This is a genomic window from Streptomyces sp. NPDC127100 (genome assembly GCF_042724095.1).
Taxonomy (GTDB): Bacteria; Actinomycetota; Actinomycetes; order Streptomycetales; family Streptomycetaceae; genus Streptomyces.
Window position 1 is genome coordinate 1 of record NZ_JBHXFL010000022.1, and the last position, 25,179, is coordinate 25,179.

Annotated in this window: 21 protein-coding genes and 2 pseudogenes; 9 read left to right on the forward strand and 14 right to left on the reverse strand. The window is 69.1% G+C overall.

What is annotated here, in order from left to right; translation table 11 throughout:
* Positions 1-178: 178 nt before the first annotated feature.
* The gene (locus ACFWJB_RS20385; protein WP_386923784.1) at positions 179-568 is read right to left on the reverse strand and encodes a hypothetical protein; all 390 of its coding nucleotides are present in this window, start codon (positions 566-568) and stop codon (positions 179-181) included.
* 83 nt (positions 569-651) lie between these two features.
* Here ACFWJB_RS20385 and ACFWJB_RS20390 point away from each other — a divergent pair, with 83 nt between their 5' ends.
* Together ACFWJB_RS20390 and ACFWJB_RS20395 are read left to right on the forward strand one after the other, a co-directional pair.
* The gene (locus ACFWJB_RS20390; protein ID WP_386923916.1) at positions 652-783 is read left to right on the forward strand and encodes a hypothetical protein; all 132 of its coding nucleotides are present in this window, start codon (positions 652-654) and stop codon (positions 781-783) included.
* A 380-nt stretch (positions 784-1,163) separates the two neighbouring features.
* Complete coding sequence (locus ACFWJB_RS20395; RefSeq protein WP_386923786.1) at positions 1,164-2,588, forward strand: NAD-dependent succinate-semialdehyde dehydrogenase; 1,425 nt, start codon at positions 1,164-1,166, stop codon at positions 2,586-2,588.
* Between the two features lie 617 nt (positions 2,589-3,205).
* On the opposite strand, the gene ACFWJB_RS20400 is transcribed toward ACFWJB_RS20395, so the two are convergent.
* Entirely contained in the window at positions 3,206-3,868 is a 663-nt protein-coding gene (locus ACFWJB_RS20400) for an SDR family oxidoreductase (RefSeq protein WP_386923788.1), read from the reverse strand.
* Between the two features lie 174 nt (positions 3,869-4,042).
* On the reverse strand, positions 4,043-6,511 hold the full coding sequence (gene uvrA / locus ACFWJB_RS20405; protein WP_386923789.1) for an excinuclease ABC subunit UvrA: 2,469 nt from the start codon (positions 6,509-6,511) through the stop codon (positions 4,043-4,045).
* A 611-nt stretch (positions 6,512-7,122) separates the two neighbouring features.
* Between uvrA and ACFWJB_RS20410 the strand changes: the two genes are divergently transcribed.
* The 4 genes from ACFWJB_RS20410 to ACFWJB_RS20425 all read left to right on the forward strand — a co-directional run bounded on the left by ACFWJB_RS20410 (position 7,123) and on the right by ACFWJB_RS20425 (position 12,592).
* Positions 7,123-8,295 (forward strand): glutathione-independent formaldehyde dehydrogenase, encoded by a 1,173-nt coding sequence (locus ACFWJB_RS20410; RefSeq protein WP_386923790.1) that lies wholly within the window; start codon positions 7,123-7,125, stop codon positions 8,293-8,295.
* A 285-nt stretch (positions 8,296-8,580) separates the two neighbouring features.
* On the forward strand, positions 8,581-9,519 hold the full coding sequence (locus ACFWJB_RS20415) for an SRPBCC family protein (RefSeq protein WP_386923792.1): 939 nt from the start codon (positions 8,581-8,583) through the stop codon (positions 9,517-9,519).
* Positions 9,516-10,691, forward strand: a complete 1,176-nt coding sequence (locus tag ACFWJB_RS20420; RefSeq protein WP_386923794.1) for a zinc-dependent alcohol dehydrogenase — start codon at positions 9,516-9,518, stop codon at positions 10,689-10,691. Before ACFWJB_RS20415 ends, ACFWJB_RS20420 begins: the two co-directional genes overlap by 4 nt.
* Positions 10,692-11,767: 1,076 nt before the next feature.
* On the forward strand, positions 11,768-12,592 hold the full coding sequence (locus tag ACFWJB_RS20425) for a DUF1963 domain-containing protein (protein ID WP_386923796.1): 825 nt from the start codon (positions 11,768-11,770) through the stop codon (positions 12,590-12,592).
* A gap of 94 nt (positions 12,593-12,686) precedes the next feature.
* Here the strand turns inward: ACFWJB_RS20425 and ACFWJB_RS20430 are convergent, their stop codons facing one another.
* Entirely contained in the window at positions 12,687-13,256 is a 570-nt protein-coding gene (locus tag ACFWJB_RS20430; RefSeq protein WP_386923798.1) for a hypothetical protein, read from the reverse strand.
* A gap of 156 nt (positions 13,257-13,412) precedes the next feature.
* Here ACFWJB_RS20430 and ACFWJB_RS20435 point away from each other — a divergent pair.
* Positions 13,413-13,565 (forward strand): annotated as a pseudogene (locus ACFWJB_RS20435) (IS110 family transposase); the annotation flags it as partial.
* A 294-nt stretch (positions 13,566-13,859) separates the two neighbouring features.
* On the opposite strand, the gene ACFWJB_RS20440 reads toward ACFWJB_RS20435, so the two are convergent.
* The 3 genes from ACFWJB_RS20440 to ACFWJB_RS20450 form a co-directional block, all read right to left on the reverse strand.
* The gene (locus tag ACFWJB_RS20440) at positions 13,860-14,636 is read right to left on the reverse strand and encodes a hypothetical protein (protein WP_386923800.1); all 777 of its coding nucleotides are present in this window, start codon (positions 14,634-14,636) and stop codon (positions 13,860-13,862) included.
* A gap of 545 nt (positions 14,637-15,181) precedes the next feature.
* The gene (locus ACFWJB_RS20445; RefSeq protein ID WP_386923802.1) at positions 15,182-15,607 is read right to left on the reverse strand and encodes an RNHCP domain-containing protein; all 426 of its coding nucleotides are present in this window, start codon (positions 15,605-15,607) and stop codon (positions 15,182-15,184) included.
* Positions 15,608-15,626: 19 nt separating this feature from the next.
* Positions 15,627-16,007 (reverse strand): RNHCP domain-containing protein, encoded by a 381-nt coding sequence (locus tag ACFWJB_RS20450; protein ID WP_386923804.1) that lies wholly within the window; start codon positions 16,005-16,007, stop codon positions 15,627-15,629.
* Between the two features lie 617 nt (positions 16,008-16,624).
* On the opposite strand from ACFWJB_RS20450, the gene rsgA reads away from it, so the two are divergent.
* Both rsgA and ACFWJB_RS20460 read left to right on the forward strand, forming a co-directional pair.
* Positions 16,625-17,533, forward strand: coding sequence for a GTPase RsgA (rsgA, locus tag ACFWJB_RS20455; protein WP_386923806.1), 909 nt, complete (start codon positions 16,625-16,627; stop codon positions 17,531-17,533).
* A 17-nt stretch (positions 17,534-17,550) separates the two neighbouring features.
* Complete coding sequence (locus tag ACFWJB_RS20460; protein WP_386923808.1) at positions 17,551-18,297, forward strand: SAM-dependent methyltransferase; 747 nt, start codon at positions 17,551-17,553, stop codon at positions 18,295-18,297.
* A gap of 150 nt (positions 18,298-18,447) precedes the next feature.
* On the opposite strand, the gene ACFWJB_RS20465 is transcribed toward ACFWJB_RS20460, so the two are convergent.
* The 7 genes and pseudogenes from ACFWJB_RS20465 to ACFWJB_RS20495 form a co-directional block, all read right to left on the reverse strand.
* On the reverse strand, positions 18,448-19,551 hold the full coding sequence (locus ACFWJB_RS20465) for a pyridoxal-phosphate dependent enzyme (protein WP_386923810.1): 1,104 nt from the start codon (positions 19,549-19,551) through the stop codon (positions 18,448-18,450).
* The gene (locus ACFWJB_RS20470; RefSeq protein WP_386923812.1) at positions 19,509-20,303 is read right to left on the reverse strand and encodes a GHMP kinase; all 795 of its coding nucleotides are present in this window, start codon (positions 20,301-20,303) and stop codon (positions 19,509-19,511) included. Before ACFWJB_RS20470 ends, ACFWJB_RS20465 begins: the two co-directional genes overlap by 43 nt.
* A gap of 212 nt (positions 20,304-20,515) precedes the next feature.
* Positions 20,516-21,319 (reverse strand): annotated as a pseudogene (locus ACFWJB_RS20475) (Rossmann-like domain-containing protein); the annotation flags it as partial.
* On the reverse strand, positions 21,316-22,068 hold the full coding sequence (locus ACFWJB_RS20480; protein ID WP_386923814.1) for a methyltransferase: 753 nt from the start codon (positions 22,066-22,068) through the stop codon (positions 21,316-21,318). The pseudogene ACFWJB_RS20475 and the gene ACFWJB_RS20480, both read right to left, overlap by 4 nt.
* 105 nt (positions 22,069-22,173) lie before the next feature.
* Complete coding sequence (locus ACFWJB_RS20485; protein ID WP_386923816.1) at positions 22,174-23,184, reverse strand: ABC transporter substrate-binding protein; 1,011 nt, start codon at positions 23,182-23,184, stop codon at positions 22,174-22,176.
* Between the two features lie 14 nt (positions 23,185-23,198).
* Positions 23,199-23,972 (reverse strand): ABC transporter ATP-binding protein, encoded by a 774-nt coding sequence (locus tag ACFWJB_RS20490; protein WP_385457636.1) that lies wholly within the window; start codon positions 23,970-23,972, stop codon positions 23,199-23,201.
* Position 23,973: 1 nt separating this feature from the next.
* Entirely contained in the window at positions 23,974-24,978 is a 1,005-nt protein-coding gene (locus tag ACFWJB_RS20495; protein ID WP_386923819.1) for a FecCD family ABC transporter permease, read from the reverse strand.
* Between the last annotated feature and the right edge of the window lie 201 nt (positions 24,979-25,179).

Below are 25,179 nucleotides of genomic sequence, written 5' to 3' on the forward strand. Positions count from 1 at the left end.
GCGCCTGGCGGGGGGGTGGGGGGGGGGGCCCCCCCACAGGGGCGCCCCCCCGCCGCGGAACCGAACATGAGGAAGGCCGCCAGGCCGACCACGAGGTGCGAGTCGGTGTGCAAAGTGCCGTGGAGCACGCTCGCTCCCAAGGAGGAGATCAGGCCGAGTATCGCGAAGGCGAAGGCACCTAGCGCGCCGGCCGCGCCGAACGTCCGCCGGCCGCCGGCCGCCGGGGCGCAGGACGAACCTGGGCCGCGGGCAGCTTCAGGTCCACGGTCTCCGGGGTGGACAGCACCAGTGCCAGGCATCCCGCCATGGCGAGGGTGAAGATCGCCTGAGTGGTGATCAGGGGCGTGGGAAGCCACTCGGCGGCGGCTCCGGCGACCAGGGGCCCTGAGGCGAGGCCGCCGAGGTTGGCGGCGGTGGCCACGATGCCGGGCAGCACCGAACCCGTCCGTTCCGGACGCGCCTCGTGGTGGAGGTCATGCAGGTACGTCGTCGCGGTCGAGGCCATCAGCCCCAGCCCGACACCGTTCAGAATCCTGCCGGCGATCAGCCCCGGCAGGTCCCGCCACACGATCAGTACGACCGACGCGACGATGCCGGCACGGTCTGGGCATCGCCTTCCTGCCCGCGTTCGCCGTTGCCCGCACCCCCGGCCTGCACGTCCTGGACGTCGACGGCACCATGCTCCGCTGGAGCATGTATCTCGGCACGTCGTCGACCCGGCGGCCCAGCTCGGCCCTGCGGGCGCTGCTGGACCTGGTCGACCTCCACGTCATCGCCCTGTGATGCCGGGCCGCGGCCCGGCGTCGCAGGGTCGGTGGTGTCCGGCCCCCTGCGTCGCCTCGATCCGGCCACGACATCTGCCGCAGCATCCGCTGACGGACTGCCCGGCGGAAATGGTCGGGCAACCGGGGGGCGAAAGCTCGGGCGATCTCGGACGGCAGACCGGGATCGCCCGACACCACGACACGCACGGATCTGCCGGTCGAAGTCTCGGGCACGTCAATGCGCCCACGATGTAGCCGAGCTCGGGCGGCGACTCCGCGCATGTGACGCGAACCAGAGAGGACCCGGGTGCCACAGCTTGCCGTGGCATGGGACGAATCAGTACGTGTGAGCGGGTCCTGGCGTGGAAACCCGAGGTGGCCCGACTCCAGGGAGGCGTCATGGACGCCCATGTCACTGCCCAGGGAAGCCCCATCGCCACGGTCAACCCGTACACCGGTGAAAGGGTTCGTGAGTTCCCGGCGCTGAGCGCGGAGGACGTGGGGCGCGCGATCGACGCGGCGCACTGTAGCTTCCCGAACTGGCGTGCCCGGTCGACGGCCGACCGGGGGGCCCTCGTGCAACTCGCCGGCCGGCTCATGAGGGAGCGCAAGGAGGAACTGGCGCACCTTCTGACCCTTGAGGTCGGCAAGCTGATCGACTCGAGTCGTGCTGAGGTCGACCTCGCGTCCGACATCCTCACCTACTACGGCGAGCACGGTCCCGAGCTGCTGGAAGAACGACGCCTGCCGGTGCCCGACGGCAAGGCCGTGCTGGTGAACGAGCCGCTCGGCGTCCTTCTCGGTGTGATGCCGTGGAACTTCCCGCTGTACCAGGTCGTCCGCTTCGCGGGTCCGAACCTCGTCCTCGGCAACACGATCCTGCTCAAGCACGCGAGTAGCTGCCCCCAGTCCGCATTGGCACTCGAGGAGCTGTTCACGGATGCGGGTGTGCCGACCGGGGTCTACACCAATCTTTTTGTGCAGGGCAGAGACGTCGGGAAGATCATCGATGATTCTCGAGTACAGGGAGCGTCACTGACCGGAAGCGAGCGGGCGGGCGTGAGCTTGGGCGAGATCGCCGGCCGCAATGTCAAGAAGTCCGTCCTCGAGCTGGGTGGCAGTGATCCCTTCGTCGTACTGGACGACCACAACCTCGAGCGCACCGTGTACGCCGCGTTTCTCGGCCGGATGGGCAACACCGGGCAGTGCTGCGTGGCGGCCAAGCGCTTCATCGTTCTTGCCGACGTCTTCGACGCCTTCGTCACCGGGCTGCGTGACCGGATGAGCGAGGTGCAACCGGGAGATCCGGCCGACCCCGCCACCACGCTCGGCCCGCTGTCCTCCGAGGCCGCGGCCGACCTCCTGATGGAGCAGGTTCGTGACGCGGTGGACAAGGGAGCCACGGTGGTGCTGGGCGGCGGGCGGCCCGACCTGCCGGGCGCCTTTGTCGAGCCGACCCTTCTCACCGACGTCACACCGGACATGCGGGCCTACCGGGAAGAGCTCTTCGGGCCCGTAGCAACGGTCTACCGGGTCGCCGACGAGGACGAAGCCGTGGCACTGGCCAACACCTCCTCCTATGGCCTGGCAGGCGCTGTCTTCGCCGCCGACCCGGAACGTGCTCGCGGGGTCGCGGACCGGCTGGAGGCGGGCATGGTATGGATCAACCACCCGACCGCGTCCCGACCGGAGCTGCCCTTCGGCGGCATCAAGCGTTCCGGCTACGGGCGCGAACTCGGCGACGTGGGCATCGTGGAATTCGCGAACCGCAAGCTCGTGCGCTACGTGGACGCCGACGCCCCGATCGAAGAAGTGCTGGGCTGACCTCTTACGAGCGGGCCGACTCGTCCTGACGGGGACCGACCGGATTGCCGCTCGTTCCATGTCTGTACACCTCCGTAGCCTGCCGCGCTGCTCCTTGGAGGTCCTAACAGAAGTTGTCGATCAAGTGACCGTCGGCTTGGGTGGTCGTTGGGCTGTTCGTGGGGAAACGACAGTCTCGGCCGTGGATCGTGTCGGACGAACTGTGGTCGCTCATCAAGTCGTTGCTGCCCGAGCCGGTCCGAAGCCGGTGAAGGGCCAGCCGCGGGTCCCGGACCGGCAGGCCGCGTGGAACGAGGCCGGCGTGCGGGACGAGCTGCACCTGGTGTTTTCGAAGAAGCTGCGGTCAGCGAAGAAGCTGGAATGTTCGAGGGCGGTGATCGATTCCTCCCACGTGCGGGCCGCTCGGCGCGGCCCAAAAACGGACCCAGCCCGGTCGACCGCGCACGGGCCGGGCAGCAAGCACCACGTCCTCACCGACGGCCAGGGCATCCCGCTCGCAGTCTCGCTGACCGGCGGCAACCGCAACGGCATCACCCAGCTCATGTCCCTGCTGGACAAGCCCGGAGCGAGTTCCGGGCATCGGCAGCGGACTCACCCGGCGAGGGCGGAGTGCGGCGTCAGCCGCCGGCGACGGCGCGCACCGCATCCTCGACCGGAGTGGACCCGCTGATGAGCTCGAGGATGCGCCCGGCGGTCCCGGGCTCGTGGAGCAGGGCGGCGAGCACCGCAGCCACGTCATCGCGCGGAACCTGGCCTCGGTCGGTGTGCTCGGCGAGCGTGACGCGCCCGCTGCCGGGGTCGTCGGTCAGCATCCCCGGGCGCAGAATCGTCCAGTCCAGTCCCGGACGGGAGGCGATGTCGGCGTCCGCCTCGCCCTTGGCCTTCAGGTAGGCGGCAAACACCGGGTCGGTGCCGGGCGGCGGCGGGCGGTCCACGCCCATCGCGGAGATCACCAGGAAGCGGCGCACCCCGGCGCGCTCGGTCGCGTCGGCGAGGAGGATGGCCGCGTTCCGGTCCACTGTCTGCTTGCGGGCCGCGCCGCTGCCCGGTCCAGCGCCCGCGGCGAACAATGCCGCGTCCGCGCCGCCAAGGCGGCCGGCCACCTCGTCCACCGAGGCGTGCTCCAGGTCGCACACCACCGGTTCCGCGCCGTCCGCGCGCAGGTCGTCGGCGTGGTCTGGGTTGCGGATCAGCCCTGTGACGTTGTCTCCGCGCGCCGAGAGCAGCCGGGTCAGCCGGCGCGCGATCTTTCCGTGTCCACCTGCGATCGCAATGTGCATGGGTCATTCTTGCCACACGCGACCGCTCACGCCTGGCTGCGGAACTGCCACGGCGGGTCGGGTCCAGCTATTGCCGAGAGGTCGGCGTGCTCGCGCACCGCGCTGGTGCGCGAGACCACCCGGCCACCGGGTCGCACCGCGGGTGCTTGGGGATTCGCGATCACGTTCCTGTCGTCAGGAGCGCGCGATCCGGGCCGCGAGATAGGGTGCGGTGGTGCTGCGGCGGGCCTTCGCCACCTTGACCGGCGGGCCCGCCGCGACCACCTGTCCGCCCGCGTCGCCGCCGCCCGGTCCGAGGTCGATGACCCAGTCGGCGGTGGCGATGGTGGCCAGGTCGTGTTCGACGAGGACGACCGTGTTGCCGGCATCGACGAGCCGGTGCAGCTGTCGCAGCAGCAGCGCGATGTCCGAGGGGTGGAGCCCCGCCGTCGGCTCGTCGAGCAGGTAGAGCGCGTGCCCACGGCGGGCTCGCTGCAGTTCCGTGGCCAGTTTGATGCGCTGCGCCTCACCGCCACTCAGTTCCGTCGCGGGCTGGCCCAGCCTCAGGTACCCCAGTCCCACCTCGCGCAACGTCTCCAGACTGCGGGATGCGGCCGGGACGGCGGACAGGAACTTGGCTGCGGCGTCGACGGACAGCGCCAGTACTTCCGCGATGTTCATGCCGCGGTAGCTGACTTCCAGCGTTTCGGCGTTGTATCGGGCGCCGTCGCAGGTCGGGCACGGCGCGTAGGTGCCGGGCAGGAACAGCAGTTCCACCGCGACGAACCCTTCGCCCCGGCAGGTCTCGCACCGCCCCTCGGGCACGTTGAAGGAGAACCGCCCGGCCGTGTAGCCGCGCGCTCTGGCTTCGTCCGTTGCCGCGTACAATTTGCGCACCGCGTCAAACATTCCGGTGTACGTGGCCAGGTTGGACCGGGGTGTTCGGCCGATGGGCCGTTGGTCGACCCGGACCAGCCGGTCGAACGACTCGACCCCCGACGCGTCCTGGACGTCGACCTCCAACTGCGCGTCGTCGGGTCCCTCGGGTACGAGTCCGAGGTGGCCGCGGACGACCTCGGCGAGCACCTGCGTCACCAGCGTCGACTTCCCGGAACCGGACACGCCCGTCACCGCCGTCAGTACGCAGAGCGGTACGTCGACGGACACGTCGTGCAGATTGTGGCGGGAGACTCCGCGCAGGTGCAGCCAGCCGTGCGGTGCGCGCGGGCGGTGATCGAGCGGCTGGGCGCGTCCGAACAGGTACTGGCTCGTGGCGGACTCCCCGACCCGCTCAAGGCCGGCGACCGGACCGCTGTACAGCACGCGTCCGCCGCCCTCACCTGCACCGGGGCCGATGTCGACCACCCAGTCGGCCCGCCGTACGACGTCCATGTCGTGTTCCACGACGAACAGCGAGTTGCCCGCCGTCTTGAGGCGGTCCAGCACATCCAGCAGCGGTTCCGCGTCAGCCGGGTGCAGGCCCGCGGAGGGTTCGTCGAGGACGTAGACGACGCCGAACAGCCCCGAGCGCAGCTGGGTGGCGATCCGCAGGCGCTGCGCCTCGCCTGGCGACAGGGTCGTCGAGCGGCGCCCGAGGCTGAGGTATCCGAGGCCCAGGTCGAGCAGTACGTCGACCCGCGCGACCAGATCGCCGCAGATCCGGACCGCGACCTCGGTCGTCTCACCGGATCGGGCGGTCGTTGTGGTGGCGTCGGCCTCGGACCGTCCCGCGACGGGCCGCAGCAGCGCCAAGACCTCAGTGAGCGGCATCGCGTTGATCTCGGCGATGGAATGCCCGGCGAAGGTCACGGCGAGCGCCTCGGGCCGCAGTCCGCTGCCGTGACAGGCGGGGCAGGGCACACCCCTGACGAACCGGAGCGCCCGTTCGCGCATCTTCTCGCTCTTCGAGTCGGCCAGGACGTGCATGACGTGCTTGCGGGCGCTCCAGAACTTGCCCTGGTAGCCGTAGTCGACGCGGTCCTCCTCCGGCTCGATGTACACGGAGGGCTGTTCGTCCGTGTACAGCAGCCAGTCCCGGTCCTTCTTCCTGAGCCTGCGCCACGGTCGGTCGATGTCGATCCCCAGGCCGCTCACGACACTGCGCAGGTTGGCGCCCTGCCAGGCGCCCGGCCAGGCGGCGATCGCCCCCTCGCGGATGCTCAGCGAGGGATCCGGGACAAGCAGGTCCTCGGCGACGTCGTGCACGACGCCCAGTCCGTGGCACTCCGGGCAGGCGCCCGCCGCGGTGTTGGGGGAGAACGACTCGGCTTCCAGCCGTGTGGCCCGAGGCGGGTAGGTGCCCGCGCGGGAGTACAGCATACGCAGCAGATTGGACAGCGTGGTGATGGTGCCGACCGTCGAGCGCGCGCTTGGCGACCCGCGTCGCTGCTGCAGGGCCACGGCCGGTGGCAGTCCGGTGATTTCCTGCACGTGCGGTGCGCCGACCTGTTGCAACAGCCTTCGGGCGTACGGCGCTACGGACTCGAAGTAGCGCCGCTGGGCCTCCGCGTAGAGCGTACCGAAGGCTAGCGAGGACTTGCCCGAACCGGAGACGCCGGTGAAGGCGACCATCGCGTCCCGCGGAACGTCGACATCGATGTTCCGCAGGTTGTTCTCACGGGCGCCCCGGACATGCACGAAGGGGTCGGTCGCGTCCTTGTTCACCGTTCCTGAGTACCTGATCGCGCCGGGAACCGCGCGACAGGCACCGTCGCCCGCCCGCTTACACGAGCATCCGGGTCGTCCCGGTATGAGCCGCTCCCAGTGGAACTCAAGGCCTGGTACAGATGAGCTGTTCGGAAGAGGCCCTTCGGGGGGAAGCTGTCTCGGATTACTGGACGCCGGCCTGGTCAGTTGCTTCGGCTGCCACGGCTGCTGGTGCGCCGGCGCGTCGGCCTGGTGGGCGACGAGGCGATCCGAGCGGCCGCCTATCCCGGCGTGAACAGGAACATCGTCACTTGCTCGGGAATGACGGCGACTAGCAGGTGATGAGAGCCGGAGGTGCCAGCTCTGATTGGTGATCGTCCTGGCAAAAAATGCCACCAATTCATATTATAAACAACTGTTTCGGCCGTAGGTTGACGGGGACCCGCACTGCAGCCACCGGAGCACCGAGGCTCCGCCCGGCGGACCGGGTGAAACGACCGTTCTCCCTGATCCAGATGAACGGCTCGCACAGGCGTGGCGAACCACAGACTCCGTCCTCGCAGGGTCGAGAGCCAGGCTCCTTACGCCGTCTCCATCACCGCCATGCAGCGACATCCAGGGAAGTCATCATGAAGGCAGCGGTATACGAAGGACCGCGAACGGTCGAGGTGAAGGACGTACCGGACGCGAAGATCGAGCACCCCTGCGACATCATCGTCAAGATCACTACCACCAACATCTGCGGTTCGGACCTGCACATGTACGAGGGCCGCACCTCGTTCGAGTCCGGCCGCACGCTGGGGCACGAGAACATGGGCCAGGTCGTGGAGGTCGGCTCGGCCGTGCGCAAGGTCCAGGTTGGCGAGTACGTAGTTCTGCCCTTCAACATCGCCTGCGGCTTCTGCAAGCAGTGCGAGCGGGGGCTGACCAACTACTGCCTGACCATGCAGCCGGAACCGGCCCTCGCGGGAGCGGCTTACGGGTTCGCCGAGATGGGTCCCTACCAGGGCGGCCAGGCCGAGCTGTTGCGTGTGCCCTACGGCGACTTCAACGCGCTGCGCCTGGGTGAGGACGCCGCCGAGCGGCAGACGGACTACGTGATGCTCGCCGACATCTTCCCCACCGGTTACCCCGCCACCGAGATGGCCAACGTCAAGCCGGGCGACCAGACGATCGTCTTCGGGGCCGGTCCCGTCGGGCTGATGGCGGCCTACTCCGCCGTACTCAAGGGCACCGACCGCGTCTGGGTGGCCGACCACCAGCCCGACCGGCTGCGCAAGGCGGAGGAGATCGGGGCCATCCCGATCAACACCGCCGAGCAGGACCCGGCGGAGGTCGTCAAGGAAGCCACCCTCGGTCTGGGCGCCGACAACGGCTGTGAGTGCGTCGGCTACCAGGCACACGACCCCGAGGGACATGAGGACGCCAGCCTCACGCTGAACAGCCTGATCGACTCGGTCAGGTTCACGGGTGACATCGGCGTAGTGGGCGTTTTCCTGCCCGAGGATCCCGGCGGCACGGAGGCTCAGGGGGAACTGGAGGCCCAGGGCAAAGTGCCCATCGACTTCGGGATGATGTGGTTCAAGGGCCAGCACATGGGGACCGGCCAGGCACCGGTGAAGAGGTACAACCGGGCGCTGCGGGACCTGATCGTCGGCGGGAAGGCGACACCGAGCTTCGTCGTCTCCCACGAGCTCAGCCTGGACGAGGCCCCCACTGCCTACGAGCACTTCGACGCCCGTGACGAGGGCTGGACGAAGGTAGTGCTGCATCCCAACGGCCACAGCAACGGTCACAAGTAGTGAGGAGACTAGGGCCGTCAGCCGCTCCAGCACCACACTGCGCGGACGACGACCGGCGGCCGGCTCCGGTTTCGGCCGGGGCCATACGGGCCTTCCTCGCCAGCATCTCCCGCAATGCCGGGCACCGGCGGTCGGCTGCTTCCGGCATTGCGGCACGGACGGCGGTCTACCGCAGCCCGGCCCGAGTCATGAGTAGTGGCAGGCCGAGCCCTGAGCCCTTCCGGAGCTATGAGACGGGCCGTGGAAGCGGCTTGGCGTTCACCTCGCCGCACGTGAGGAGCACTGATGACAACAGACACCCGTTCTGCCTCCCGCCTGCGACACGATCCGCTCGTGCGGGGCCTCGGCTGGGCCAGCGCGCTCCTGGGCGTGCCCCAGGTCGTCGCCCCGGCGGACTTCGCGCGGGCCCTGGGCGTGGACGACGCCCCCCGGCACCGATCGGCCACGGCAGCCGTCGGCGTCCGCGAACTGGCGGCGGCGACCGGGCTGCTGGGACGGCCGCATCCCATCTGGCTGTGGGGCCGCGTCGGTGGCGACCTCCTGGATCTGACCCTGCTCGCCCGGGCCTTGAAGAACCATGACGGTCGCGGCCTGGGACGCACCGTCGCTGCGACGGCCGCGGTCACCGCCATCACAGCCACGGACGTCTACGCGGCCGTGACCCGCACTCGTTGGAGCACGCCCATGGAACTGACCGCATCCACCACCGTCACCCGATCCCCGGACGAGGCGTACACCCTCTGGAAGGACCTGGAGCAACTGCCGGATTTCATGGTCCACCTGGACGAGGTGCAGGTGACCGGCCCGCGCACCAGTCACTGGAAGGCCAGCGCGCCGTTCGGCAAGACAGTCGAATGGGACGCCGAGATCATCCGGGACATCCCCGGCCGGCTAATAGCGTGGCGGTCGGTGGACAGTGCCGACGTCGACAACTCCGGCGAAGCCCGTTTCGTGCCGGCTCCCGGCAGCCAGGGCACGGAGATACGGGTGACCCTGCGCTACGAACTTCCCTGCGGAGCGCTGGGCAAGGCGGCGGCGCGCTACTTCGGCGAGGAGCCTCACCAGCAGCTGGACGACGACCTACGCCGCTTCAAACAGATCGCGGAAACCGGTGAGGTCGTCCGCTCCGAGGGCGCACCCGGCGGCAAGCGGGCCCGGGGCGAGTTTCCGCAGCACCCTGCCCGGCCGCTGACCGAGGACGAACTGAAGGAGGCCCTGGCATGAAGGCCACCTGCTGGACGGGACGCAACTCGATCGAGGTGCAGGATGTCCCCGACCCCTCGATCCTGAACCGCCGCGACGCCGTCGTGAAGATCACCTCGACGGCGATCTGCGGCTCCGACCTCCATCTGGTCGACGGCTATGTGCCCACCATGGAGAAGGGCGACATCCTGGGCCATGAGTTCATGGGAGAAGTCGTCGAGGTCGGCCCCGGCATCAGCGACGGCACGCTGCGAGTCGGCGACCGGGTCGTGGTGCCCTTCCCCATCGCCTGCGGCGCTTGTGCGTCCTGCCGCGCGGAGCTGTACTCGTGCTGCGAGAACAGCAACCCCAACGCCGGCATCTCGGAGAAGATGTTCGGTCATCCCACCTGCGGCATCTACGGATACTCACACCTCACCGGCGGCTTCGCCGGCGGCCAGGCCGAGTACGCGCGGGTGGTGCTCGCCGACGCCAACGCCCTCAAGATCGAGTCGGACCTGACCGACGAGCAGGTGCTCTTCCTGTCCGACATCCTGCCGACCGGTTACATGGGCGCCGACATGTGCGACATCAAGCAAGGTGACGTCGTCGCCGTCTGGGGCGCCGGGCCGGTCGGCCAGTTCGCCATGGACAGCGCCCGGGTCCTGGGCGCAGAAAGGGTCATCGCCATCGACAAGGAGACCTACCGCCTCGACATGGCCGCCGCCCAGGGCTACACCACCATCAACTTCGAGGACACCGACGTACGGTCCGCCCTGCTCGAACTCACCGGCGGCCGTGGCCCTGACAAGTGCATCGACGCGGTCGGCTTGGAGGCCACGCACGGCGCCTCCCACGTCCACCTCTACGACCGTGCCAAGCAGGCAGTCCGCTCCGAGACCGACCGGCCGCACGCCCTGCGCCAGGCCATCATGTCCTGCCGGAGCGGCGGTGTGGTCTCGGTCATCGGCGTCTACGGCGGGATGATCGACAAGTTCCCTGCGGGTGCCTGGATGAACAGGTCACTGACCCTGCGGACCGGCCAGTGCCACGTGCAGAAGTACATGAAGCCGTTGCTGGGCCTGATCGAGCAGGGCAAGATCGACCCCACCCGGATCATCACCCACCGGCTGCCCCTGACCGAGGCTCCGACCGGCTACGACCTGTTCAAGAACAAGAAGGACCACTGTGAGAAGGTCGTCCTCAAGCCGTGAGCCGCGATGGGTTGCGGCACTATGTCTCGCTAACGCCGACAAGCCGAGCCGGTCACGAGGAACGGGGGCATGAGGCCGGTGCAGGTGATGGGGGTGCCGTCGCCCGTGGTCCAACAACGGATCGAGGTGACCTGTGCGGTGGCGGTCACGGTGACCGCGCCTGCGGAGGCCGTCGCGGTGGCCGGTCCGTGGGTGGTCTCACCCTGGCGGACCCACAGTTGCATCGGTACCCCCACCGTGTACCGCCCCGCCGGGCGTGGAGGGGCGATGTCCGAGCCGGTGAGCTTCATCGAGTCGACCGCACGCTGTGCGAGGACCTTCGGATCGGGCACGGGCGCGGCCGGGTCGGCGCCGTCGGGGATCTAGGTAACGCCGGCTCCGCCGGTCTCTGGGCAGCTCGCCTGGTAGACCGCGCGCCCTTGCCACCCTACTCCCCCCCCTCCTGCACCGCGAAGTTGGTGTCCGGCGGCTGCGGTGGGGGGTGGGTGCACTTCGACGCCGACGGATCGCCCCTACCCCTGCCCCTGCCCTTGCCCTTGCCGGCTGGAGGCGCGCCGGCGGGCGTGCCCGAGTTGCACGATGAAACACGAACTCCTCATCGACATCGTGGACCTGAAGAGCGAGGTGGTAGCCGAACATCATTACCGCCAGTTCCTGCAACGAGCCGTTACACACCCATGCGCTCGGCCGCTGCCGAACGGCATCCAGCAGGTCATGAACGTCCCGCCACTCATCAACAGCGCGCGCCTTCGCCCCTCAGGCCTGACGCCCCCCACCGCATCCCCTTCTCCAGCCGACACCACCAGCAAGCCAACTCGCCCGCACCCGCGCCAAGCCCAAAACGCCTGGTCAACTCGGGATTTTCGTCGAAGCCGACACGGGCAACTTCGCCGGAAAGCAACGGGCGACAGAGCCCTTCAGCGGCCTCGATCCAGCCTCGAGCAGAAGCGGACATCACCTTACGAACCGCCCACTGCGGGTCTGCGTCGGCGGCCGCTGCCCCGGGGGAACCGGCAGTTTCCCGGTGTACGTCATGGTCCGGCCCACGGGTCAGTGCTCGCCACTATGTTCACCGTATGAAACCCGAGATGCTCGACAAGATGAACCGGTTCCGTGAGAAGGCGCTCGCGGGCGGCGTCCCGTCCGGCGAGGTGGAGAGGTGGCTCGAGGCCGCACGCCCCTGTGCCACCCTGGCATCCACCGTGGACGGGCCGGTCGTGGGCCACTTCGGCGGGCCCAACCTGCTCCCCGCCGACGCTCCCCAACTCCCGGCAGGGCTGAGCCTGATCGCGATGCTGGACCTCGCCGCGCTGCCCGACGACGCAACGACTCTGGTATTGCCCCCCGACGGCCGGCTCCTCTTCTTCGCCCGACTCCATCCCGACGACCTTGACGCTTCCGGCCGAGTGATGTACGTCCCCGCCGGCACACCTCTCGATGAACGCCCTGGGGACGACGGCTATGACCGAGCAGAGCTACGGCTGAAGTACGACCTCTCCCTGCCGGACAACGAGGTGCTTATCGACCCCGTCGAGCACCCGCACGCCAAAGAACTGCGCCAGGCCTGGTCAGCCGTGCTTTACGAGGGCAGGCACCATCGCGACGAGACTCACCTGCAGATCGACGGATACTCCAGGGACTCCTACGGCGAGGACGACCCCATCACCGCGTCCGCCGCCATGGCGGCACGAAGGGCAGGAAAGCCGGAGGGCACGCGGGCCAGCCCATGGGCACGGCCTCGTCCCGACGACTGGGCGCTTCTCGCTCAATGGTATGGCGGCGTCTTGGACTTCGGTAACTACCACATCGGCGGTGACGTCTTCTGGACGATCGCGAGGAAGGACGTGCAGGCGCGCTGCTTCGACCAGGTGACCGTCCTGGGGTGCTTCGAAGGCCCTTGAGCTGCTGTCCGATTCTGGCTGACGCTTGTACAGGGATCCAGGTCGCGGCTTCGGCCGCTGTTCTCTGAAGATGTTGCCGGTGTCGGCCGCGCGCTCAGTTCGGCCGCTCGTATTCGTCGATCGTCCCGTCTCCGTTGTCGTCGTACATGTAGTCGTATGCATCGCCGTAGTTGTGCCGGTAGCGCATACACGTGCCCTCGGCGCGCAGTTCGGGCTCGCCGTTGTAGTAGTCGAGGTGGAGGGTGACCCGGATGCCGTCATCGAGGGTGGCGGTGATGCCGTTGTCGACGTTCTCGACGGTGCGGCCGTTCTCGCGCCAGGTGGCCCGCAGGGATGCCAGCGCCGCGCGGTAGTCGTCATCGCTGGCGAAGTCCAGGTCCCAGGTGATGATGGGCTCATCCCGGCTGACGCCGGTGTCGTCGAAGCCGAAGTCGTCCACGCACGAGGTGCTGCCCTGCCGAGAGGGGTACGGCTCCTTGGCCGGCGCCGGGGACAGCGCGCGGTAGGCATCCTCGCCAGCCCGGGTGGTGGCCCGGACATGGTCACGGAACTCCTCGGTGCTGTGCACGGGCCCGCCCTGCAACGTCTCGCACGCCTTGGCCGTCAGCCCGAAAAGAGCCACTAGGGCGACCCCGAGCACGGGGGCCACGATCTTCGCCTTCATGCTGTCGATCAAAGCCGCCCGGGCGGGAGGCGGGGCAGCGCTCAGCTACTCATCCGGTCTGAGCAAGCGCACCCAGATCGGGTTGTCCGGAGTGATCAAACAGGGCCGTAGGCCCTTGCCTGAGGCGGGGGCCTACGAAGATCCATGGGTCGCCCGGCCGTCCTGTTCCTGCTCGAACGCCAGGAATCTCCAGCACAGTTGCGGAAAGCCGGCAGACGACGGCTGATATCCATGCTGCGGCCCAAGGCACCGCGCATGGCCGAACGGCTCGCCGCAGACATCTTCGAGGCGCTCGATGAACAGATCGTCGCTAGGTGTAAGGCTGCCGCAGTGCGACGACCACCCGGTCGTGTGTCTCATCGTCCCGGCCTGCACCGCCGTTCTCCGCGGCCACCTCGCTCGACCAGACACATGCGCCTTCGCATCATGATCGAAATGACGGAGTCGCAGGCTATGTACCCGACCAACGCTTCGGTCCCGGGCTTGTAATGAGCTGCGCGATTCACCTAAGGTCCGTGCCCGCTTCGAGTACCCGGATGAAGGCCTGGAAGATCCGTCACTACTGCCGCCTTTCTGGCGACCGCACACGCAGGGGCGGGCCGATCAGTTGGCCGACGTCTTCCGTGTCATCTCTGCTGCCTCGGTTAGGGCCCGTTGCCTGAGATCGCCGAACAGCTGCATCGTGACGGCAGCCAGGACGTCGTCCCCGCCGACAGTCCGCCCGTCCCCGCGACGGGTGGACAGGGCGAGGAGGGGGTCGTTGAGCAGCGAGGCTGGGGCTGGCTCGCCCGGCACCACCAGACTGACCGTCCCGAACCGCTTGACCCCGCCCTCACGGACGACCTTGGCCGCGTCACTGGCCAGGGCCGTCAGGAACACGCTCGCGATTCCGTCCAGGTCGCGGACCAGCACCGGGACCGCCCTCACCCCCCGGATCCCCAGCAGCCTTCTCACCCCGGCCTCGAACCGGTGGGCACCAGCCACACCACTCGGTGTACGCGCCCCGCGGCGCTCACGAAGAGACACGAGCGCACCATCGGCGTTGCGCAACTCGCCCATCAGGCCGTGGAAGGTCGGGCTGTGCAGGTACCACGCCGATCCCACCTCCACCTCGACGTTCCGGTCGATCGCCGAGATGAGGTCCTTAGGAATCAGCCTCTTCCTGGTCTCCTCGGCCGCCGCGCTTCTCGCGCCGTCGATGATTTCCGTCAGCACGGTCCGTGTCACCGACGCGGCGGCCCACGCGGCCGGCCGGGAGACGTGCAACGAGGTCACGTCCCTGAACACCGCTCTGACGAGCTGAGGCTTGAACGGCAGGTCGGTCATGACGGAAGCGGTCTGCGGACCGCTGCGCTCGGTGCGTGGGGGTCGTGCGGTCATCGAAGAACGCGCTTTCTGCTGTCGGAGGTGTCAGTGGCCCATACCGCACCGGGCGGCGAAACCACAGAGCTCTGCTGAGGGCGCCGAGCCGGCGTAGGGCCTGCCGGGCTGGGTCGCCGGCACACAGCGGTGCAGGCAGCGTCGCCCGGATTCTCGGCGTTCCGGCGACCGGGCGTGCGGCAGAGGGTGCCGCCCGGGCGACGCGCTGTGATGCGGCGGCGTACCGGTCAGGCGACCTGGTACCTGCCGACTGCAGTCGCAAGGGGAATGCTCCTCTTCGTTGCTACGGAGGTGAGTTGATGACGCCTCAGGGCGTTCACTTCGGTGATACTGCCACCTGGGTCTGACAGCGGCAGTTGCCCGCGACCCTGGCCGTTGGAGTACGCCGAGAAGGGGCGAAGCGTCCGAGCACGTCCGCACATGGACACTTCGCCCCTTCGTGTGGTCTCGCTGCACCACCGGCGAGAGCAGGGTTCAGAACGCCGCCGAAACGGTCGGCGTTCTGCCCGGTTCTTGCGGCGCGACGCCGCGAGGTGCGGCTCAGGTCACAGCTGAAGCAGCGCGCGGTGGGCGATGCGGCTGTCTCTCAGCGGTTTCAGCGCGAGGCGCACCAGGGCCAGTGCATTGTCGTCGCCAGCGATCCGGTTGGCGCTGAGCTCACCGCAGGACTGGCACTGGTGGATGATCATCCACTCACCGTCGGGCCGCACGGACATGCTCAGTGCTTCCATCCGTCCACGGCAGGTTGCTGCCCGGTCACCCGGGATCCGGCGGTCGACGTGCAGGCTGGCCAGGCAGTTCGGGCAGTGATTGCGGTGTGTGGTACCGGGCGCGTCCAAGGACACGTCCAGTCGGCAGCCCACGCACCGGAAATCGTGTCGCCGGTGCCCTCCCTGACGGTGCAGGACGTCCTTGTGCCGCTGTGGCCGCCGTGTTCTCTGCGTGCTGGGTTTGTTCGCTCGTCTCGGCATGGTTTCTTCTCCTTCCGGTTCACAGGTCGCCGAAAGCTTCGAGCGGGAACGGTGGTTGCGCCAGCGGACGCACGGCCATGCGCATCAGGACGAGCTGGTTGTCGTCGGTGCAGATCGGGTTGGAGGTCAGCTCGTCGCAGCGTACGCAACGGTGGATGACCATCCAGTCGCCGGTACGCAGCACGGCGACGGATATCGGCGACATCCGGCCCTGGCATTCGCTGAGGCCACCATCGACATGGTCGAGGACGTGCTGGGAGTGCAGGCACGACGGGCAGTGGTTTCGCCGTGTGCCGTCGCCAGTGGCGGCGGACACCGTCAGGCCGCACCACGAACAGGTGAAAGTGCCGGTCAGAACGGAGTTCGGGCCGCTGGAGAGAGTCTTGTTTGTACTGGACACCCGGAGGGCTCCTTGCTGAGAAGTCGGTCATGACAGCAAGAGCAGGCCGAGCGGCCTCGCCAAAAACGCGCCCCTGTATGCCGCAGCGCGCGAGGGCTACGGGGTGAGTGGGCAGGTCAGAGCACCGGAAAGCCGCGTCCGGTAGCCGTCCGAGCAGGACGGGAGGCAGGAGGACGTGACGGCTGGAGCCGTGCAGCGAGGCGCGCGCGGCAAAGGCCGGGGCACAAAACTCACTCCCTCCGGGGCACAGCAGGCCCGACTGGTTCGACGGAACGCCCGAACAGTAGCCATGGACCATGAGCGGGCGCCAACGGATTATCGGACCCGCCACCGCCATGATCAGCGAAGACGACTGGCGGAACACTAGCTGGCGACGCCTGCCCCTGATCTCCTGCGCGAGATCGTCGCGCCATCGAAGGGAAGGCGCTCGGACATTCACAGAAGATGCTACGGTTCCAGCGACAGTGGCGACCATGCCACTCATGGAGATCGGAGGAGATGCGTGATGACGGTCGTGGTGACCACCGCTGTGTGCGGTGCCCGACTCGTTCGCATCTCCCGGGTCTCGGCCTGACCTTTCCTCTGCCAGTTCTCCCCTCCGCGGGAATGGTTCCGGCATGTCTGCCGTCCGGCGAGACCCCCTCCCAAGGGTCTCCACTTTGTTTCACCAACACGCTTCACACCCGTCTGCTCTCTCCCATCCTTCGCGCGTCCTGACTCCGGCCGACCACGGCTGGGACACGGTGCGTGAGCGATCCTTCGCTCCATCGAGGGGCGAGGGACTGGTTCCGGGCCGTGTCGTGCGGGCCGAGCGCGGTCTGTGCAACGTCGTCGCCGAGACCGGCCCCGTCCGCGCGATGGTCCTCCCCTCCTCTGGCACCGGTGATCGGCTGACGCCTTGCACCGGCGACTGGGTGGCCGTCCGTCCGGCTGGCCCGGCCACCTCCACCACCGTGGTGGAGGTACTGGAACGCCGGCCCTCCGTGGTCCGCTCCACCTCCTCGCGCACCTCCCTGACCGCCGTCCTGTCGGGCACGGTCGTCCTGCTCGGGCCCTCGGGCGCGGGCAAGTCCACCCTCGGCAACCGCGTGCTCGGCGAGGACCTCCTGGCCACCGGCGCGGTACGCGGCAGTGACGGCAAGGGCCGGCACACCACCGCCTGGCGCGAACTGGTGCCGCTGCCCCACGGCGGAGTCCTGCTGGACCCCCCGGGCCTACGCGGCAGCGGCCTGCACGACGCCGACGACGGCCTGGAGCACACCTTCGCCAAGGTCGACGAGCTGGCCCGCGACTGCCGCTTCGCCAACTGCGCACACGCCACCGAGCCAGGCTGCGCGGTACTGGCCGCCGTTGAGGACGGCCGTCTCACCCGGCGGCGCCTCGACAGTTACCAGCGGCTGCAGCGCGAGAACATCTACGCCGCCTCCCGCACCGACGCGCGGCTGCGCGCCGAACTGGAACGGCCGATGAAGCAGATCTCGCGCCAGGCGCGCGCCCTCATGCAGTCCCCCCACTTCAAGGCATGACAGAAAGGAATCCGGTCATGGACCTTCCCCGCATCTTCACCATCCGCGAGAGCGGCCACCGCATCCACAACCCGCTGACCGAGGACAAGTTGGCCGCCCTGGGCCAATCCCTCCGCCTCCCCGCTGGGACCCGGGTGCTCGACCTGGCCAGCGGCTCGGGCGAAATGCTCTGCACCTGGGCCCGCGACCTGGGTTTCACGGGCACCGGCGTCGACATCAGCACGCTCTTCACCGAGCAGGCCCAAGCCCGCGCCGCCGAACTCGGCGTCGCCGACCGGGTCGAGTTCATCCACGGTGACGCCGTCGGCCACGTCGCCGACCAGCCGGTCGATCTGGCCGCCTGCGTCGGGGCCACCTGGATCGGCAACGGCGTCGCCGGAACGGCCCAACTGCTCCAGCGCAGCCTCCGCCCGGGAGGAATGATGCTGATCGGCGAACCGTTCTGGCGGCATACCCCTCCGGACGAGGAGACCGCCAAGGCATGCCACGCCACCTCCGTCGCTGACTTCCTGCTCCTCCCCGCTCTGATCGAGCAGTTCCAGGAACTCGGGTACGACGTCGTGGAGATGATGCTGGCCGACCAGAACAGCTGGGACCGCTACGCCGCAGCCCAGTGGCTCAGCATGCGCCGCTGGCTCGATGAGAACCCGGACGACGAACTCGCCCCCGAAGTACGGGAAGAACTCACCACCGAGCCCGCCCACTACGCCCGTTACGGACGTGAGTACCTCAGCTGGGGTGTCTTCGCTCTCATGAAGCGCTGACACTCCCCCGCCCTGTGGGGCCCAGACGTCGAACCGTCCGGGCCCCACCCGGGACACTTCATCAGCACGGTGATCAAGCCGACGGCAAGGGCGAGCCGACACCCTCCGCCTCCGTGCAGGCCATCTGGCCGCGACCGCTCCCGGTGTCCGCTACATCGACGTCGCGCCTTCACCGGCGGCGCGAGAACGCTGACACTTCGACGCTCTCCGGCCATCACCCGGCCCCGCCCCTGCGGCGGCCGACCTGAGCAGCGCTCCCTCGGGTGCGGGTGACCCGTCCCAGCTCATACGCGACCAGGGGAGTGTCAGTTCGTGCGTGCCGCGGACCGGCCGGGGGGCCAGGTCCTGGACACGCGCGGCCTCCTGGTGCCGCGCGAACACGGTGTCGACGTAGCGGTGGCCGGTGTCCGCGGCGACGAACAGCACCGTACGGCCGGGCTCCTCGCGCCGCTCCCATCGAGCCGCGAGGTAGGCGGCGCCGGTGGACAGACCCGCGAACACGGCGTGCCGGCGCAGCAGGTCGACGCTCCCGGCGAGGGCGGCGTCGAAGGCGAGCCAGTGCAGGACGTCGTAGAGGTCGTGACGGACGTTGCCGAAGGGGATGGAGCTGCCGATGCCGGCGATGATGATCTCCGGGTCGGCGACGTGTCCGCTGCCGAAGGTGACGCTCCCGTACGGCTGGACGCCCACGAGTCGTACGTCGACGGAGCGTTTGCCGAGGTAGTGGGTGAGGGCGCCGGTGGAGGCTCCGGAGCCCACTCCGCCGACGAGGGTGAGGGAGCCGCCGCCGGTCCGGGCGTGTATCCGCTCGGCGACGGCTTCGTAGCCGAGGTAGTGGACGTCGTCGTGGTACTGGCGCATCCAGTGGTAGTCCGGGTTCTCCCGCAGGATCTCGCGGACGCGGTCGACGCGGCGGTTCTGGTCGAGCTTGAGGCTGCTGCTGGGCGGCATCTGCTCCAGGTGGGCGCCGAGTATGTCGAGCTGGGTGCGCAGGGTGTGGTCGACGGTGGTGGAACCGACGATGTGGCAGCGCATGCCGTAGCGGTGGCAGGCCAGGGCGAGCGCGTACGCGTAGATGCCGCTGGAGCTGTCGACGAGGGTGTCGCCGCGTCGTACGACCCCGGTGTCGAGCAGGTGGCTCACGGCGGCGAGAGCGGAGACGACCTTCATGGTTTCGAAGCGGAGGCAGAGGAGGCCGTCGTCGAGGCGTATCAGGTCCGGGCGGCCGATGGCTTCCGAGATGTGTTCGTCCACGGGAACTCCTCGCTGGTGTGGGACGCGAAGGTGGTGAAGGTGCGGGTCGGTGCGATGCCCTCGCGGTCCAGGGCACGGGTGCAGCGGCGCAGTCTGTGCCGCAGGCCGGGAGTGCGGGGGTCGAAGAGGATGCCGGCGACGTTGCCGCTGTGGGCGATCTGCACGCCGACGGCGCCCGTGCTGTCCGCTATGCCGGTGAGGGCGGGGAACTCCTGGTGGTGCAGGACGCGTTGACGCAGGCCGGCGCTGGCGGTGCTGACCCGGCCGAGCAGTGCCGAGTCGGCGGCGCTCACCGCGCGGCGGAGCATACGGCGCAGGTGTTCGTAGGCGGCGAGGTCGTCGTCGTGGTGGAGGGCAGGCAGGGAGAGGGTGTCGACCGGTGCGCCTCCGGCGAGCGCGCACCCGACCACCACGGCGGGCGGCAGCGCCGAGCCCAGGACTTCCAGGACACGGCCCTCGCGCTGCGCGAAGAGCAGGGGACGTGACGTGTGCATCAGGGGGTCGCTGGCGCCTTCGGCCCGCACCGCGATCCGGGCGATCGTCTCCGACGGCAGCAGCACGCCCCAGGCGTCGGCGACCGCCCTCACCGTGGCGATGACGTCGCTGGTGGAGGAGCCCATCCCGAGGCCGACGGGGATGTCCCCGGTGAGGGTCAGCTCCCCGCCGCACGGCTCCGTGTCGTGGAGGGCGGCGCACACCCGTTCCGCGAGGACGGCCGCCGCCCGTGCCTTGGTCCGGCCGGCGGGCGTCACCGTCATCTCCTCCGGCGGGCTGCCGGGCCGGTGCGCGAACCGGGCGTTGCTGCCCGGTCCGTACAGAGGCAGCGTGACCAGCGCGTGGACGGGGTGACGCCGCTCGTCGAGGAAGACGCCCTGCAGGATCTCGCCGTGATGGCAGGCCGCGCTTCCGGTGCCCAGCGCGGGACGGGCGGCGGGTGGCGGCCGGCGGGTGGCGGCCGTCGTGCGTCTGCCGCCACCCGGTAGCGGTACAGCGTGGTGGGTTCGGCGCTGAACTGGGAAAAGGGGAAGGGCTCCGCGGCCAGGGCGGTCACACCCCGTCCGAGGAAGGCTCGCGCCACCGCGCTGCCGGTCTGGGCGTAGACCACCAGAGGCACGCCGCGTTCGCGGCAGCGTCCCAGGACGGTGTCGAAGCTTCCGTTGCTGAGGGTCATCCCGGTGGCCACGACCGCGTCGGCCGTGTCGAGCATCTCGTGCATGTCGTCGGTGACCGGGTCGCCCCACTGCGTGGTGCGCAGGTTGAAGTCGCAGAGCAGGGGATCGCCTCCGCGCTCGCGGATGGCCGCGACGAGCGGGTTCACCACCCCGATCAGGCCGACCCTGGCCCCGGCGTCGATGTCGAGGAGCCCGGCGACGGCCGCGTCCCTGGCCAGCGCCCGGGTCTCGGGTGTCCCGGCGGGCAGGGTGACCGGTTCCGCCTCCGCCGCCTCCCGGTGCGGGTGGGCGGCGCTGAGGTAGGCATCGAGCGCGGCGATACGCAGCGGCGTCGGCGCCTCGCGCAGCAGCGTGTCGATGGGGGTACCGGAGGCGTCGCGGCATATGGACGCGTCGACCTCGCCCGTCTCGAAGGCGCAGCCGCCGAAGGAATCGCCCAGGCGGACGAGGACGTACTGGTTGAGGTAAGTGGTGTTCCCGCCGGCCAGCCGGGTGCCGTGGTGCACCCAGAACACGCTGGTGGCGACGAGGTCGGCGGGGCGTGATCCGTACTCGCCCGCCAGGACGGCGGCCAGGAGTTCCTCGGTGTGCTTCATCGCTCTCCTCCGGTGCGGGGCGTGTCGTGGGTGATGCGGAAGAGGAAGGTCAGCACGCCGTCCTGCCAGTCGTGGAGATGGTCGATCCGAGGGCTGAGCCCGTGGTCCAGGGCGTGCTGGACCAGGGCCCGCAGATCAGCGGTGTTGGAGGCGATGACGTAGATCTCGCCTCCGGGGGCCAGCAGGTCCTTCTCCGTGATCTGGGCGAAGAACTTCGCCAGCAGCGGCGCGCCCACGCAGACGTTGCGTACGACGTCGGGGTCGTCGCTGACGGTCTGGCTGACGGCGGGCGGGTTGAAGGTGACCACGTCCAGCCGGACATCCTCCGGGAGTGCGTCGAAGACGTCACTCACCGCGGGGAGGAACGCGGTGTCCGGCCGCGCGCCGACCAGGCGCCGGTAGTGACCGGTGGCGGCGGCCACGCTCTCCGGGTGGACATCGAGCGCGTGGATCTCCCGTGCGCCCCTGACGCCCGCCGCGACGGCCTCGACTCCCAGGCCGACGCCCATGGCGGCGTAGCGGCGGCCACGGGTCTCGATACGGCCGTTGAGCACCCGTTCGTGGATCAGGCGGCTGGTCCAGCCGGGTGTGAAGACGCCGGGCGGAACGTCGAACGTCCAGCCGTTCCACCCGTAGGAACGAGTGGTGTGCAGGTCGGCCCTGGGCTGGTTGAGGGCGATGATCCGGTCGGCGGGCAGCGGTGGGGGCAACTGCTCCAGGAGAGCCTGGCCGATCACGTGGCGGTCCATGGGTTCCTTTCCTCGAGGTATGACGGGGCGGTGCGCGTTCACACCGAAGTCCGGTCCGCCGGGCAGATGTTCGTGCCTGTCGGGCAGACCGTGGCGCGTGGTGACTCAGCCCTCGAGTTCGCGCAGGTAGGTGGCGAACTTCTCCAGGCCGTCGATGTTGCGGGGCCCGCTGATGCCCTCGTTGTAGTCGAGGACGAAGAAGTTGTTCTTCCTCACGGCCGGGAGTTCCCTGGTGTGAGGGGACTTCTTCAGGAAGTCGATCTTCTTTTCGGCGGGCAGGTCGCCGTAGTCGAGGATGACGACGACCTCGGGCTCGGCCTCGGCCACGGATTCCCAGTTGACCTGGGTCCAGCGCTCGTCGAGGCCGTCGAAGACGTTCCGGCCCCCTGCCGTCTTGATGATGTCGTTGGGGGGCACCTGATTGCCCGCGGTGAACGGCTGGTCCGTGCCGGAGTCGTAGAGGAAGACGGGCACCGGGTCGCCCGCCGGGGCTTGGGCCTTGACCTCCGCCACGCGCTTCTTCAACCCGCCGACGACTTCCGTGGCCTTCTCCTCGACCCGGAAGATCCTGCCCAGCCGTTCGAGGTCGGTGTAGAGCGCCTCGAAGGGGGTCATCCTCTCGGGGTGGCCGGGGTAGTTGAAGCAGCTCTCGGTGTGCATGAAGCTCTGGATGCCGAGCTTGTCCAGGATCTCGGGCGTGATGCCCCGCTCGTCCTTGAAGCCGGAGTTCCAGCCGGCCACGACGAAGTCCGACTTGGCCTTGACCACGACCTCCTTGTTCAGGAGGTCGTCGCTGAGCATCTTCACCTTCGCGTAGTCGGACGCCCACGGGGACTCGCTCACCGGCGGGTTCGCGGGAGGCATCACATAGCCGTACACGTGCTCGGTCAGACCGAGGGCGAACAGCTTGTCCGCACTGCCGCCTTCGTAGGCGACGGCCCGCTCGGGCACCGTGTACTCCACCGCTTCACCGCAGCGCTTGACGGTGACCTTGCCGGACTCCTCTGCCTTCGATTCGACCTCGGCACCACATCCGCCGAGCAGCAGGGCCGCCGCCAGGGCGGAGCCGAGAGCGGCAGGCCTGCGACCCGTGGCGAGGGTTAGGGATGTACGCATGTGTGGGCAGCCTTTCAGCGGGTGGAGTCGATCGAGTACAGGAGCTGGGGATCGCCCGTCAGCGGGTGGGAGACGACGCTGGTCCTGACGCCGAAGACGTCACCGACGAGCTCTGTCGTGAGCACTTCCACGGGCGTGCCGGAGGCGACCAGGCGGCCCCGGGAGAGCATGCCGATCCGGTCGCAGGCCGCCGCGGCGAGGTTCAGGTCGTGCAGGACGACCAGCACGGTGAGTCCCGACCCGCGCAGGAGCGAGAGCAGGTCCACTTGGTGACGGACGTCCAGGTGATTGGTCGGCTCGTCCAGGACGAGGATCTCCGGTTCCTGCACGAGCGCGCGGGCCAGCAGGACGCGCTGGCGCTCGCCGCCCGACAGCGTCAGAACGCCCCGGTGCGCGAGGTGTCCGATGTCGAGCTGGTCCATCGCCCGCTCGCACAGGCCGCGTTCCCGGTCACTGAGCGCCTGGTTGCCGCGGAGGTGGGGCGCCCGTCCGAGTGCGACGACCTCCTCGACCGTGAAATCGAAGTCGACGCCACCGTCCTGCGTCATCGCCGCGATGGTCCGCGCACTGTGGCGCATCGGCAGCCGGGTCAGGTCCCGCTCGCCCACCCGAACGGTTCCCGAGCTGGGCCGCAGGGCTCGGTACACGCACCGCAGTGCGGTGGACTTGCCGCTTCCGTTGGGGCCGACCAGGCCCACGACCTGACCGTCCGCCACCTCCAGGGACAGTTCGTGCACGAGGCTCTTGCCGTCGGTCACCACGGAGAGCGCGTCGAGTCTCAGGTCCATGTCAGCGCCCTCCGAACGTGTAGCCCCTGCGGCGCATCAGGGCGACGAAGACGGGCACCCCCACGAGCGCGGTGATGACCCCGAGCGGCAGCTCGCGCGGGGCGACCAGGGTCCGTGCCGCCAGATCCACCCACACCATGAAGATCGCTCCGACCAGAGGAGCCACGGCGAGCACGCGGGCGTGCGTGGCACCGACGACCATCCGCACCACGTGCGGCATGACGAGACCGACGAAGGCGACGGCGCCGCTGACGGCGACCATGACGCCCGTGACGAGCGAGACGAGCACCAGCAGCACCTTGCGGTACCGGTCGGGCTCGAAGCCGAGGCTCGCGGCGGTCTCGTCGCCCAGGGAGAGGACGTCCAGTGCCCGCCCGTGGCGGTGCAGGGCCGCGAGTCCGGCCAGCACCACGACGGAGACGACGGACAACGCGCCCCAGGTCGCGGCGCCGAAACTGCCCATGGTCCAGTACAGGACCATGCTCGTCGCCTCGCTGTCCGGCGCGAAGTAGATGGTCAGGCTCATGACAGCCTGGAAGCCCAGCGACATGGCCACGCCCGTCAGCACGAGGCGCAGCGGTGACAGCGCGCCCCTGCTGGAGGAGGCCGAGTACACCAGGAGCGAGGCGACAAGCGCGCCGACGAAGGCGCCGGCGGAGACGGCGTAGACGCCGAGTGCGGCGAGCCCCCCGGTGACGGTGACGCCGACGGCACCGACGGAGGCGCCCGAGGAGACGCCGAGGACGAAGGGGTCGGCCAGAGCGTTGCGCACCATGGCCTGGATCGCCACACCGACCGCGCTCAGCCCGGCCCCCACCAGCGCCGCCAGCAGCACTCGCGGCGTACGGATCTGCCAGATGATCTGGTACGTCGTCACCTCGTCCGCGGTGATGCGCCCTCCGCTGAGAGCCGCCCACAGATGATGGGCGGTCTCCCCCGGGGTGACGACCGCGGGGCCGAGCCCGATGGCAACGACGACGGAAATGAGCAGGATTCCGGCCAACACCGCGCAGCTGAGTAGCAGTACCCGCCGGGACGCGAGTCGAGCTCGTACAGCCTCCGTGGGACGGGGCGCCAACGCCTCTGCGGGGACGACCACGTCCGCGCCAGCGTCAGCCGAGGACACAGAGCCCGCGGGCGGAGGCCTGTGCGATAGCTTCACTTTCCCTCACTAATGAAAATCATGTTCATGTGCAGGAACCTAACA

Bases quoted from the DNA above. Each gene is read 5' to 3' on its own strand.
- ACFWJB_RS20430 (WP_386923798.1), bottom strand. From the start codon at position 13,256: ATGAAGGCGAAGATCGTGGCCCCCGTGCTCGGGGTCGCCCTAGTGGCT.
- ACFWJB_RS20445 (WP_386923802.1), bottom strand. From the start codon at position 15,607: ATGCCGAGACGAGCGAACAAACCCAGCACGCAGAGAACACGGCGGCCA.
- ACFWJB_RS20440 (WP_386923800.1), bottom strand. From the start codon at position 14,636: ATGACCGCACGACCCCCACGCACCGAGCGCAGCGGTCCGCAGACCGCT.
- ACFWJB_RS20415 (WP_386923792.1), top strand. From the start codon at position 8,581: ATGACAACAGACACCCGTTCTGCCTCCCGCCTGCGACACGATCCGCTC.
- ACFWJB_RS20400 (WP_386923788.1), bottom strand. From the start codon at position 3,868: ATGCACATTGCGATCGCAGGTGGACACGGAAAGATCGCGCGCCGGCTG.
- ACFWJB_RS20420 (WP_386923794.1), top strand. From the start codon at position 9,516: ATGAAGGCCACCTGCTGGACGGGACGCAACTCGATCGAGGTGCAGGAT.
- rsgA (WP_386923806.1), top strand. From the start codon at position 16,625: ATGTCTGCCGTCCGGCGAGACCCCCTCCCAAGGGTCTCCACTTTGTTT.
- ACFWJB_RS20410 (WP_386923790.1), top strand. From the start codon at position 7,123: ATGAAGGCAGCGGTATACGAAGGACCGCGAACGGTCGAGGTGAAGGAC.
- ACFWJB_RS20460 (WP_386923808.1), top strand. From the start codon at position 17,551: ATGGACCTTCCCCGCATCTTCACCATCCGCGAGAGCGGCCACCGCATC.
- ACFWJB_RS20485 (WP_386923816.1), bottom strand. From the start codon at position 23,184: ATGCGTACATCCCTAACCCTCGCCACGGGTCGCAGGCCTGCCGCTCTC.
- ACFWJB_RS20395 (WP_386923786.1), top strand. From the start codon at position 1,164: ATGGACGCCCATGTCACTGCCCAGGGAAGCCCCATCGCCACGGTCAAC.
- ACFWJB_RS20490 (WP_385457636.1), bottom strand. From the start codon at position 23,972: ATGGACCTGAGACTCGACGCGCTCTCCGTGGTGACCGACGGCAAGAGC.
- ACFWJB_RS20425 (WP_386923796.1), top strand. From the start codon at position 11,768: ATGAAACCCGAGATGCTCGACAAGATGAACCGGTTCCGTGAGAAGGCG.
- ACFWJB_RS20480 (WP_386923814.1), bottom strand. From the start codon at position 22,068: ATGGACCGCCACGTGATCGGCCAGGCTCTCCTGGAGCAGTTGCCCCCA.